Raw genomic sequence first — 11,622 nt, 5'->3', positions numbered from 1 at the left:
ATTTCAACCAAGCGATGAACAAGGCGCTGGGCTGGCTTCAGGATCGCGGGTTCAAGGCAGAGAGGCCAACGCTCGGAAAGTTTGGTGAGATCCAGGGTAAACCGATTGGCACGCAGACGGCTGATGGTAAGACGGGGTTCCGAATCGAATACGATGAGCGAAGTGGTGCCCATATCAATGTTTGGAGCGGGAAGGAAAAGGGTCCGCACTTCACCTTCGATGCTTCCAAGGCAACTGTCACAAAAATCCAAAGCCATTACGGATGTGGTTAATGACTGGCAATTACTGGGAGGAGGCTGTGTATTCTGTGCCACCTCTGAATGATATTGATAGAATTGACATGTCGGCTGTCTTCGATTGGCTCGGCCGTCATTTTCCAAAGGTTGGAGCTAAGATAGATTGGACCCGTGTGCCGGGAAATCATATGCACTGGAGGTTTGACGACGATGTGCAGCTGTCATTGACAGCCTCAAGGGAGGTGTGTCGGCGCCTCCGCTCGGGGTCATCGGTCGATCACGTCGGAGACGGTCTATCGCCATACGGTTTGCGTTTTAATTCTAATAACCCTTCTTCGGTTGTGGCTGCATTGCTTGAGGTGCCAGAGCATCACTATTTCGTCTCGGTGGATCGATCATGGATTGTCGTCGCCACCACTGAGGGGGATCTGGATGTGGCAGATCAGATTAATTTTGCCGAGAGTGTGTAAAGGAAATCAGCTGTATCGGCCGCTGCATGCGCGCCGCACTACCGGGTCGGTGTGCAGTTGACGAAGGGTGGTCGGCTGAGGTTTTCGGTTCTGGTGCTGATCACTGGATTGAGCGAACTTCAGGTTGCTGTTTGACCGTCCGGTAGCTCCTTGTGCATGTCGGCGGCGCACGCTGAGAGGCGTCCGTCGTAGGCGTGGGCGGTGCGCCATGAAGGTCGCTGGCGTGTACTAGCGGTGCGGGTGCCGGGACTGCACGGGCGGTTGCTGGGCGACCGGTGTCGGCGCTTGCGAGCGCGGGGGCACGGGAGCTGGTATTTCCGGGTGGAGATGCCGCTGCGGCCGGACGGGCGGAGGCGGCAGGTTCGCCGGAGCGGGTTCTCGTCACAGTGGGCTGCGCGGCAGGCGCGGGCCTGTCTGTGCGATCCCGGCGGGCGAGATTTGTCGGCGGCGGTGATCACGGTCGGGCAGTAGTTGCGGTTGTGGCTGGACACGCGGGTGGGCCGGGTGCATCGACGTTGCGCAGTTACCGCCAGCACGTCCGTGGGTACCTGGTCCCGTATCTGGGCGACCGGCTGCTGGGCGAGTTTACCAACGCGCAGGTGCAGGCGATGTTCACCGCGATTATCCGGACCCACGGTGTCGCGGGTCGTCCGGTCACCCCGGGCACGCTGCAACGGATCCAGGCGACGTTGCGGGCGGTGCTGAACGCGGCGGTGCGGCGCGGGCTGATCGATCGCAACCCCGCTCGTTTCGTCGAGCTTCCCCGGCAGCGGCGGCCGCACGCGGTGGTGTGGACACTGCTGCGGGTCGCCCTGTGGCGGGCGACGGGGGACCGGCCGCGCGTGGCGGTGTGGACGGCCGCGCAGACCGCGGCGTTCTTGCGGGAGATCCGCGGCGACCGGCTCTACCCGCTGTTCCACCTGTTGGCGGTGGGTTCTCCCGCCGGAGCGGCGCTCGTCGGCGATGCGCGTGGTCGGCACGCCAGGGGCACCGGTATCGAGCAGGCAACTTAGGCTGAGGTCAGGGGATCGTACGGGCTGCCCGAACCGGGCGAGCTGGAAAGAGTGCCGTATTGTCCGCGGGTTCCTCGCGGGCGCTAGGGTCCGGCGACGCCGGTGCCGTTCGCTGTCGAGCCAGCTGAGTTTTCAGCCGCAGCCGTCAGCCGGGCATTCGTAGACTGGGCTGTCCGCATCGTGTATGCCGGATGTCGACGGAGACGTGGCAGCACCGACTGGTGACGTCGCGCAGGTGACGGAATCGGGCTGCTCGATGAACTGTCCTTGCTTCCACGGACTGGCAGGGCAGGAGTTCGCGAATTCTCCCAGCCGGATCGAGGTTCCGGCTGGAGTGCCTTTCGCGAACGCTGTCCAGGGCAGACGGGAAGGGCGCGACTCCGCTGTCATGTCGCGGGGCCGTTGGGGAACTATCGCGGCGGGAGAGCGGACGGAGACAGCTCAGCTTTGCCCGGTGAGGTTCTCGGGAGAGAGCAGTTCGTCGAGTTTCTCCTTTGCCAGAAGCCCGCGTTCGAGGACGAGGTCGCTGACGCTGCGGCCGTCGCGGAGCGCGTCGTGGGCGATTTCGGTGGCTGACGTGTAGCCGATCGCGGGATTGAGCGCGGTGACCAGGCCGATCGATGCGGCGGCGGTGCGGCGCAGGTGTTCGGCATTAGCCGTGATTCCGGCGATGCAGTTTCGCGCCAGAGTGCTGGCGCCTGCGGTGAGGTGGTCGAGGCTGGTGAAGAGCGAGTGCGCGATGATCGGCTCGAAGGCGTTGAGCTGGAGCTGCCCGCTTTCCGCGGCCATGGTTACGGTGAGGTCGTGGCCGATGACCTCGAACGCGATCTGGTTGACGACTTCGGGGATGACCGGGTTGACCTTGCCGGGCATGATGGATGACCCGGCTTGCCGGGCTGGCAGATTGATTTCGCCCAGTCCTGCCTGAGGTCCGGAGGACAGCAAGCGGAGGTCGTTGCAGATTTTGGACAGCTTCACCGCGATGCGCTTGAGCACGCCCGAAAGGTGAACGAAGACCCCGGCGTCTTGGGTCGCTTCGATGAGGTCTTCCGCGCCGATCAGGGTGGCGATGCCGGTGAGTTCGCGAAGGTTCTCGATCGCGTGTGCCCGGTAGCGCGGGTGCGCGTTGAGCGCGGTGCCGATCGCGGTTCCGCCGAGGTTGAGTTCGTGGAGCAGGACGCGGGCTTCGGCGAGCCGGCCTTGGTCTTCTTTGAGCGTGACCGCGTATGCGGCGAATTCCTGGCCGAGCGTCATCGGCACGGCGTCTTGGAGCTGAGTGCGGCCGATCTTGAGCACGTCGGCGAATTCGATGGCTTTTGCGGCGAAGTGCGTGCGGAGCGTGCTGATCTCGTTGTCCAGTTCGGCGATGCCTCTGTCGAGCGCGAGCTTGATCGCGGTCGGATAGACGTCGTTGGTGCTTTGCCCGAGGTTGACGTGGTCGAGGGGGGGTGGACGTTCCTGTAGTCGCCCTTGGGCAATTCCATGATCTCGAGGGCGAGGTTGGCGATGACCTCGTTGGCGTTCATGTTGGTTGACGTGCCGGCTCCTCCTTGGATGGCGTCGACGACGAATTGGTCGTGCAGACCGCCGGTCCGGATCTGTTCGCAGGCGCTGATGATCGCGTCGGCGACCTGGCGGGGCAGGAGGCCGAGGTCTCGGTTCGCCGTTGCAGCGGCTTGTTTGACTGTGGCGAGCGCGGTGATGAATGCGGGGTATGAGGAGATGGGCGTCGAGCTGATCGCGAAGTTGGAGAGCGCGCGCATGGTGTGCACGCCGTAGTACGCGTCGTGATCTGCGAGGGCATCGCCCGCGTGGCTCGCCGGTCGTTCGAGGGACTGCCGATCGAACGCCAACTCGAGCAGGCGGACGTCTCGTTGTTCGCTTCCAACGAGCCGATCACTGTCTCCGGCAGCCGCGCGCAGCGAATTCTCCAGCGCAGGATCAATCAGTCGGTCGCCGAATACGAGGTCCTGAACACCCTTGAGCAGTCTTGGGGCGGCCTGTGCACCCATGTTCGCGAAGGTTGGAACATCGGCAAACCCTGCTACGGCTACCGGGCGAAGGTCTACCGCCATCCAAACCCCGCGAAGGCGGCCAAGGGGTTCACGAAGTCACGGCTTGAGCCGGACGACGCTCGTGGCGAGACCGTGACGCAGATAGCGCTCTGGCGGTACGAGGGCCTCGGGTATCCGGCGATCGTCGACCGGCTCAACGCCGATCTGTCGAAGTACCCGCCCCCTCAGCCCGCAGGGATGCTTCGCGCACGAGGAGCTTGGAGCAAGTCGACTGTGGCCGACATCCTCCACAACCCGAAATACACGGGTTATCAGGTCTTCAACCGGCGAGCTTCGAGATCCGCGCACGGGCGAGTGAACGACCCCGCGAAGTGGGTGTGGTCGCCTGAACCGGCACACGAGCCGCTGATTCCGAAGTGGATGTACGACCACTTCAACGCCGGCCGGAAGATCGGCCAATCGAGGCGGAACGGGCTGGAACTCAACAGCCATCCGGCGGCGAGGCGGACAGGCTTGTTCCGAAGCCTGATCTTCTGCAGTTGCGGCCGCCGCATGTTCGGTGCCCAGCGGCCGCGGTTTGCCTACTACGTCTGCCATCCGCTGAATAACAACCGGGGGAGGGCGGACAAGTACGCGGGGCACCGCAAGACGGTCTACGTCCGCGAGGACGCGGTGGCCGATGCGGTCGCCCAGTTCCTGACCGATCGGGTTTTCGGACAAGAACGGGTACGGCTGCTGCTCGGCGAGGCTTCGTCAGCGGACGAGATCGCCACAGAGGAACGAACGCGGAAGCGTATGTCGCTCGAGGGCGCCATCGCCGGCATCGAGAAGCGCCAGCAGTCGATTCTCCGGCAGGCGCAGAGCGGAGACCTGGATGATCCGTTTACCCGGGGGCTGCGCGGGACGTACAACGAACTGGAGGGAGAGAAAGAAGCGATCGTGGAGCAGATCGCGGATCTGGACGCTGAGGCGCAAAGCCAGCCGAAGCCGCCGGGTCCTGACGAGGCAGCTCTGCTTGACGCTTTGCCCGTGCTCTCCCTGAAGCTTGCCGCGGCGCCGCCGGAGTTGCTGCGGAGGCTCTTCGAGGTGCTCCGGCTCGAAGTACGATTGCTGGACGACGATCATGTCGAGATTGCCATCACGCTGCCCGCCGGGGACGTCCCGGACGTGGCCGAGGTGGCGGAGAGGATCACGGATCAGATGGCTGACACACAAGCCGCTCAGACGAGCGCGTTCGCTTGTGTAGATGTCGTCCGTGCCCCCGGTGAGATTCGAACTCACACTGGACGGGTTTTGAATCCGTTGCCTCTGCCAGTTGGGCTACGGGGGCGCAGTGCCGGAAACTTTACGGGATCCGCCCTCCCCTCCGGCGACCGGGTCCGGTGATCGACTTGGGGCCGGGGCTGGGTGTCGCCCGCCACTTCGTGGTGAACGCCATCGTGGGATCTGGATCGGTCCCGGTACGCTGGGCTCTCGCGGGTGACCGCGTGTCGAAGACGTCCCGCCGAGCCTTCAGGAGGACACCGGTGACCGAACAGGCTGCCGAGTCGAACGGCGCCGCCGCCGGCGTGCCGCAGCGACGGGTGCTCGTCGCCGAAGACGAGGCGCTCATCCGGCTCGACCTGGTGGAAATGCTGCGCGAAGAGGGCTACGAGGTCGTCGGCGAGGCCGGCGACGGCGAGGAGGCCATCGCGCTGGCCACCGACCTCAAGCCGGACCTCGTGATCCTCGACGTCAAGATGCCCAAGCTCGACGGCATCGAGGCGGCCGCGCGGATCACCGGCGACCGGATCGCGCCCGTCGTCATTCTCACCGCGTTCAGCCAGCGCGACCTCGTCGAACGGGCCCGCGACGCGGGCACCATGGCGTACCTGGTCAAACCGTTCGCCAAACGCGACCTCGTGCCCGCCATCGAGCTGGCCGTCAGCCGGTTCTCCGAGCTGCAGGCCCTCGAGGCCGAGGTCGCCGGGCTCACCGACCGGCTCGAGACCCGCAAGGTCATCGACCGGGCGAAGGGCCTGCTGATGAGCCGCCAGGGCCTCACCGAGCCGGACGCGTTCCGCTGGATCCAGCGCACCGCGATGGACCGGCGCACCACGATGAAAGCCGTCGCCGAGGCGGTCGTGGAAAGCATCGGCTGAGCACCGGCCCAGCACTCGGACAAGCGGGCGCGACCAGGGGGTCGCGCCCGCTTTTCCGTTTCCACCGCCGGAAAAACACCGGAGAGTCACCGTCCAGCGCCGGAGTGCGCTTCCGTCCAGCGGGACCCCGTCCGTTGTGCCGGATCCGTCCCGGCCCGGCGTGTCGTCCGGAACCTGGCCGCTGACCAGCGAAAACCCTTCCGTCGCAGTGACGGCTGAGCCACCCGTGCGGGTTGATCTGCTCTGTGCGAAAGGGCAAGGTTGCTACCTTGGAGGCCGGGTAATCGTGGTGGCGGTCACGATGGCGGAGGGGATGTTCTTAGACTGCACTCATTGATCGGACGTCTGGTCAAGGTCCGTTCGCGGGGTGCTCGGACACGAAGAGTCATTCACTCGGTCGTTGCAATAAGACGATCGAGTGTAAATCGTCCGTTAATTCTCGTGACGACCGTCACGATGTGGATACAAGACTCGCTGTGACTCTGTGCAACACCTCACCCGGCGGCTACGTTCAGCGCCCAGTCGAAGTCCCACGCAGGGACCCGCCGTTCCACGGGACGTGGCGGGTGGCATTTGGAGGAACGAGTGCAGAGAGCACGACTCACTAAGGTCATCGTGCTGGCCGCGGCGGGAGTCATCTCCCTGGGCGCCTGCTCGGCGCGGACCGGCAGTGGCTCGGGCGGCGACAGCGGCGCGCCGCAGGCCGCGGCCCCGTCGGCGGCGGCGAACGCGGCGGACCCGGCGGGAGACGGCAAGGCGCAGTGCGCGCCGACCTCGATCGCCTACGCCGGCACGATCAACGGCGCGAACGCGGCCCTGGGCCAGAACATCCTCAAGGGCGCGAAGCTGGCGGTCGACCAGCACAACAAGGCCAACCCGGGCTGCCAGGTCAAGCTGGCGGAGTTCGACACCGAGGGCACGCCGGACAAGGCTCCGGGCATCGTGACCCAGATCGTCAACACCCCGGGCATCATCGGCGTCATCGGCCTCCCGTTCTCGGGCGAGTCGAAGGCCGCGGGCAACATCTTCAACTCCGCGGGCCTGGTCGCCGTGACGCCGTCCGCGACCAACCCGTCGCTCGCCCAGAACGGCTGGAAGACCTTCTTCCGCGCGCTGGGCAACGACAACGCGCAGGGCCCGGCCGCCGCGAAGTTCATCACCGGCGACCTCAAGGCCAACAAGGTCTGCGTGATCGAGGACGACTCCGAGTACGGCACCGGTCTCGCCGCCTCGACCATCAAGGCGCTCGGCGACAAGGCGAGCTGCCAGGACAAGGTCAAGACGAAGCAGACCGACTTCTCGGCCGTGGTCAACAAGATCAAGGGCGAGAAGCCGGACGCGATCTTCTACTCGGGCTACTACCAGGAAGCCGCTCCGTTCGCGCAGCAGCTGAACGACGCGGGCGTCAAGGCGAAGTTCGTCGGCCCGGACGGCGTGAAGGACGACCTGTTCGTGAAGGGCGCGGGCGACGCCGCGGCCAACGCGTACTTCACCTGCCCGTGCGTGCCCGCTGACCAGTTCACCAAGTTCACCGACGCCTACAAGGCGGCGACCGGCGCCGACCCGGGCACCTACTCGCCCGAGGCCTACGACGTCGCGACGATCCTGCTCAAGGGCATCGACGCCGGCAAGAAGGACCGCGCCGGCCTGCTGGACTTCGTGAAGAACTACGACGGCCAGGGCATCACGAAGCACTTCAAGTGGGACGACCACGGCGAGCTCGCCTCCACCACCGTGTGGACCTACAAGGTGGAGAACGGGAAGATCGTCCGCAACACCGAGATCAAGTAGCTCACCGCTTTCGGTTCCAGTACCGGGGTGCGGGCCAGGCGGCGTGATCCCGCCTCGCCCGCACCCCGGACCCACATGGAGAACTAGTGTGTCGATGACCCCTGACCTCAGTTCGCTCGTCCTCGCGCAGGGCGGCGGCACCTGGATCACCTTCGACGTGAATTCGTTCCTGAACCAGTTCTGGGACAACACGATCGACGGTCTGTCCTACGGCAGCATCTACGCGCTCGTGGCGTTGGGCTACACCCTCGTCTACGGCGTGCTCAAACTCATCAACTTCGCCCACTCCGAGGTGTTCATCTACGGCGCCTTCGCGACGTGGTTCACCTTCTACGGCCTGGGTTTCCGCTCCGGCGCGACCCCGGATCTGCCGATCTTCGAACTGATCGGCTTCCTGCTGATCGCGCTGATCGCGTCGATGGCGGTGTCCGGCGGGACCGCGGTGGTGCTGGAACGCGTGGCCTACCGGCCGCTGCGCAAACGCAACGCCCCCCGGCTGGTCTTCCTGATCACCGCGATCGGCGCTTCCTTCGTGCTGCAGCAGATCCTGTTCATCTGGCGCGGCGGCAACCCGGAGAACAGCATCCGGCTGCTGCGCAACGACGAGGTGTTCACGATCTTCGGCGGCAGCGTCACGATCGTCACCATCATCACCGTGGTGGCGTCGATCCTGCTGATGATCGGCACGGACATGTTCGTCAACCGGACCAAGTTCGGCCGCGGCATCCGCGCGGTGGCGCAGGACCCGGACACGGCCACGCTGATGGGCGTCAACAAGGAACGCGTCATCACCCTGACGTTCCTCATCGGCGGCCTGCTGGCCGGCGCGGCGGCGCTGTTCTACATGATGAAGATCCCGCAGGGCGCCTCGTACCAGGGCGGCTTCATCCTCGGCATCAAGGCGTTCACCGCCGCGGTGCTCGGCGGCATCGGCAACCTGCGCGGCGCGCTGCTGGGCGGCCTGCTGCTCGGGGTCGTGGAGAACTACGGGCAGTCGCTGTTCGGCGGGGAATGGCGCGACGTCGTCGCGTTCGTCCTGCTGGTGCTGATCCTGATGCTCCGCCCGACCGGCATTCTCGGCGAATCGCTCGGAAAGGCACGGGTATGACGACGACTACGACGCCGCCCGCCGCACCGGCGAAGGCGCGCCGCCGTCCGGTCTCGGACTGGTGGAACAGGCTGTCCCGGGTCCAGCAGTGGGGGGTGCTCATCCCGCTGGTGGCGCTGGTCTACCTGCTGCCGGTGCTGAACCCGCCGCTGATCACCACCCAGCCCGGGTACGACTTCCCGATCGCGATGTTCGAGGTGGCCCGCTACGCGCTGGTCGCCATCGGGCTCAACATCGTCGTCGGCCAGGCCGGCCTGCTCGACCTCGGGTACGTCGGGTTCTTCGCGGTCGGCGCCTACGTGATGGCGCTGTTCACGAGCCCGGATTCGTCGCTTTCGAAGCTGCCGTTCCTCGTCGTGCTGCCGATCGCGATGGTGGTCACGATGATCTTCGGGGTGATCCTCGGGACGCCGACGCTGCGGTTGCGCGGCGACTACCTGGCGATCGTCACGCTGGGCTTCGGCGAGATCGTGCGGCTGATGGCCGACAACATCGACCCGCTGCGCGGCAACCGCGGCTTCCAGGGCGTCGGGCATCCGCCGGGTACGAAGGCGGACGGCAGCCCGCTGTTCAACAACACCAACGGAATCCCGTGGTACTGGCTTTGCGTCACGATCATCATCGTGATCCTGTTCGTGGTCGGGAACCTGGAGCGCAGCCGCGTCGGCCGCGCGTGGGTCGCGATCCGCGACGACGAGGACGCGGCCGAGATCATGGGCGTGCCGACGTTCAAGTTCAAGATCTGGGCGTTCGTCGGCGGCGCCGCGGTCGGCGGCCTCTCCGGCGCGCTGTACGCGGGGCAGCTGGGCTTCGTGAACAACCAGAAGTTCGACGTGGTCACGTCGATGCTGTTCCTGGCCGCGGTCATTCTCGGCGGCGCGGGCAACAAGGTCGGCGTGCTGCTGGGCGCGATCGTCGTGGCGTACGTGCCGCTGCGGTTCCAGGCGATCGCGGAGTACAAGTACCTGATCTTCGGCCTGGCGCTGATCGTCCTGATGATCTTTCGCCCGCAGGGCCTGCTCGGCGCGCGGCAGCGGCTGCTCGCCTACGGCAGGCAGGCGTACCAGCGGCTGCTCGGCAAGGGCGAGCAGGTCAGCAGCGACGGTTCGCTGGCCACGGACAACGCGGGGGAGAGGGCATGACGGTCCCTGGCAACGGAAACGGACCCGAGGTCCCGGCCGAGGGCGGCCTCGTGGCCGAGGTCGCGAACATGACCGCCGAGGAGCTCGCCGAGCACGAGGCCGAGGTCGCCGAGGTCGTCGCGCCGGACCGGGAGATCCGGGCCGATTACGGGCAGACGCTGCTGAAGGTCGACGACGTCACCGTCCGCTTCGGCGGCCTGGTGGCGCTCGATTCGGTGTCCTTCGAGATCCGGCGCGGCGAGATCCTCGGCCTGATCGGGCCGAACGGCGCGGGCAAGACCACCTGCTTCAACGCGATGACCGGCGTCTACCGGCCGACCTCGGGGCAGGTGCTGCTCGAGGACAAGCCGCTCGGCAAGACGTCGCGGCACGGGATCACCCAGCTCGGCATCGCCCGGACGTTCCAGAACATCCGGCTGTTTTCCGAGATGACCGCGCTGGAGAACGTGGTCGTCGGCACCGACGCGCGGCACAAGACGAGCCTGCTCGGCGCCCTCCTGCGAGTCCCGCGGCACCACCGCGAGGAGAAGCAGGCGATCGAGAAAGCCATGGCGCTGCTGGAATTCGTCGGCATCGCCGACCGGGCCGCGGACCGCGCGAAGAACCTGCCCTACGGCTATCAGCGGCGGCTGGAGATCGCGCGGGCGCTCGCCACCGAGCCGAAGCTGCTCTGCCTCGACGAGCCCGCCGCCGGGTTCAACCCGGCGGAGAAGGAAGAGCTCATGGGGCTGATCCGGACGATCCGCGACGACGGCTTCACCGTCCTGCTGATCGAACACGACATGAAGCTCGTCATGGGCGTCACCGACCGGATCGTGGTGCTGGAGTTCGGCAAGAAGATCGCCGACGGGCTTCCCTCCGAGATCCGGGAGAACCCCGCCGTGATCGCCGCTTACCTGGGAGTTCCCGACGATGACGCTGCTTGAGCTTTCCGACGTTTCCGTCCACTACGGACGGATCCAGGCCGTGTCCGGGCTGTCCATCACGGTCAACGAGGGCGAAATCGTCACCCTCATCGGGGCGAACGGCGCCGGCAAATCGACCACGATGCGGGCGATCTCCGGCATCCGGCCGATCTCCAGCGGCTCCATCCGGTTCGACGGCGAGGACATTTCGCGGCTGCGCGGCGATTTGCGCGTGGTCCGCGGGATTTCGCAGGCTCCGGAGGGGCGGGGGATTTTCCCCGGCATGACGGTGCTCGAGAATCTGGACATGGGCGCTTATGCGCGCAAGGACCGGAAGAATCTGCAGCCGGATTTCGACCGGGTGTTTGAGTTGTTTCCGCGGCTGGCCGAGCGGAAGACGCAGGTCGGCGGGACGATGTCCGGTGGCGAGCAGCAGATGCTCGCGATCGGGCGGGCGTTGATGGCCAAGCCTCGGTTGTTGTTGCTGGACGAGCCTTCTATGGGGCTGGCACCGCAGTTTATCCAGCAGATTTTCCGGATTATTACGGAGATCAATCGGCAGGGGACGACCGTGCTGCTGGTCGAGCAGAACGCGCAGCAGGCGTTGTCCCGGGCGCATCGGGCTTATGTGCTGGAGACTGGGCAGATTACGAAGACTGGTACTGGGCAGGAGTTGTTGGCTGACACCAGTATCAAGGAGGCTTATCTCGGGGTGGGATGATTCTGATTCGGCGGGTTTCGGCTCGTCGCCTGGCGGCGACATTGCATTGGGATGTTGCGGCGGGGCACCCCGAAGTCGAT

9 protein-coding genes, 1 tRNA gene and 2 pseudogenes are annotated in these 11,622 nt (G+C 65.7%); 9 read left to right on the top strand and 3 right to left on the bottom strand.

The genetic code is table 11. The features are described 5' to 3' along the window. Both H5411_RS43895 and H5411_RS43890 read left to right on the top strand, forming a co-directional pair. Nucleotides 1-272: hypothetical protein (locus H5411_RS43895; RefSeq protein WP_220818276.1), on the top strand; the 272-nt coding region annotated here is incomplete at its 5' end. A gap of 949 nt (nt 273-1,221) precedes the next feature. Beyond that, a complete protein-coding gene (locus tag H5411_RS43890) occupies nt 1,222-1,719 on the top strand; it encodes a hypothetical protein (RefSeq protein ID WP_183127608.1) in 498 nt (165 codons plus the stop codon). Nucleotides 1,720-2,160: 441 nt separating this feature from the next. Here H5411_RS43890 and H5411_RS43885 read toward each other — a convergent pair. Beyond that, nucleotides 2,161-3,572: pseudogene (locus H5411_RS43885) on the bottom strand (aspartate ammonia-lyase). Between H5411_RS43885 and H5411_RS49485 the strand changes: the two are divergent. Beyond that, nucleotides 3,486-4,160: pseudogene (locus tag H5411_RS49485) on the top strand (recombinase family protein); the annotation flags it as partial. The pseudogenes H5411_RS43885 and H5411_RS49485 sit on opposite strands and share 87 nt — an antisense overlap. Nucleotides 4,161-4,487: 327 nt before the next feature. On the opposite strand, the gene H5411_RS43875 reads toward H5411_RS49485, so the two are convergent. Together H5411_RS43875 and H5411_RS43870 are read right to left on the bottom strand one after the other, a co-directional pair. Then, complete coding sequence (locus tag H5411_RS43875; RefSeq protein WP_183127607.1) at nt 4,488-5,015, bottom strand: hypothetical protein; 528 nt, start codon at nt 5,013-5,015, stop codon at nt 4,488-4,490. Further along, nucleotides 4,991-5,064: transfer RNA gene (locus H5411_RS43870), tRNA-Leu, on the bottom strand. Before H5411_RS43870 ends, H5411_RS43875 begins: the two co-directional genes overlap by 25 nt. A 196-nt stretch (nt 5,065-5,260) precedes the next feature. On the opposite strand from H5411_RS43870, the gene H5411_RS43865 reads away from it, so the two are divergent. The 6 genes from H5411_RS43865 (at nt 5,261) to H5411_RS43840 (ending at nt 11,542) form a co-directional block, all read left to right on the top strand. Further along, the gene (locus H5411_RS43865; protein WP_009079762.1) at nt 5,261-5,875 is read left to right on the top strand and encodes an ANTAR domain-containing response regulator; all 615 of its coding nucleotides are present in this window, start codon (nt 5,261-5,263) and stop codon (nt 5,873-5,875) included. Between the two features lie 615 nt (nt 5,876-6,490). Continuing rightward, entirely contained in the window at nt 6,491-7,666 is a 1,176-nt protein-coding gene (locus H5411_RS43860; protein WP_101439313.1) for a branched-chain amino acid ABC transporter substrate-binding protein, read from the top strand. A gap of 94 nt (nt 7,667-7,760) precedes the next feature. Further along, nucleotides 7,761-8,774, top strand: a complete 1,014-nt coding sequence (locus H5411_RS43855) for a branched-chain amino acid ABC transporter permease (protein WP_101441247.1) — start codon at nt 7,761-7,763, stop codon at nt 8,772-8,774. Continuing rightward, nucleotides 8,771-9,916: a branched-chain amino acid ABC transporter permease gene (locus H5411_RS43850; RefSeq protein WP_183127605.1), complete on the top strand. Its 1,146-nt coding sequence runs from the start codon at nt 8,771-8,773 to the stop codon at nt 9,914-9,916. The genes H5411_RS43855 and H5411_RS43850 overlap by 4 nt, the downstream gene beginning before the upstream one ends. Further along, nucleotides 9,913-10,842, top strand: coding sequence for an ABC transporter ATP-binding protein (locus H5411_RS43845; protein WP_101439315.1), 930 nt, complete (start codon nt 9,913-9,915; stop codon nt 10,840-10,842). Before H5411_RS43850 ends, H5411_RS43845 begins: the two co-directional genes overlap by 4 nt. Further along, entirely contained in the window at nt 10,829-11,542 is a 714-nt protein-coding gene (locus H5411_RS43840; RefSeq protein WP_101439316.1) for an ABC transporter ATP-binding protein, read from the top strand. Before H5411_RS43845 ends, H5411_RS43840 begins: the two co-directional genes overlap by 14 nt. The last annotated feature ends 80 nt before the right edge of the window (nt 11,543-11,622 follow it).

Source organism: Amycolatopsis echigonensis (genome assembly GCF_014174495.1).
Classification (GTDB): Bacteria; Actinomycetota; Actinomycetes; order Mycobacteriales; family Pseudonocardiaceae; genus Amycolatopsis; species Amycolatopsis echigonensis.
This window is presented reverse-complemented; position numbering and strand designations above follow the sequence as displayed.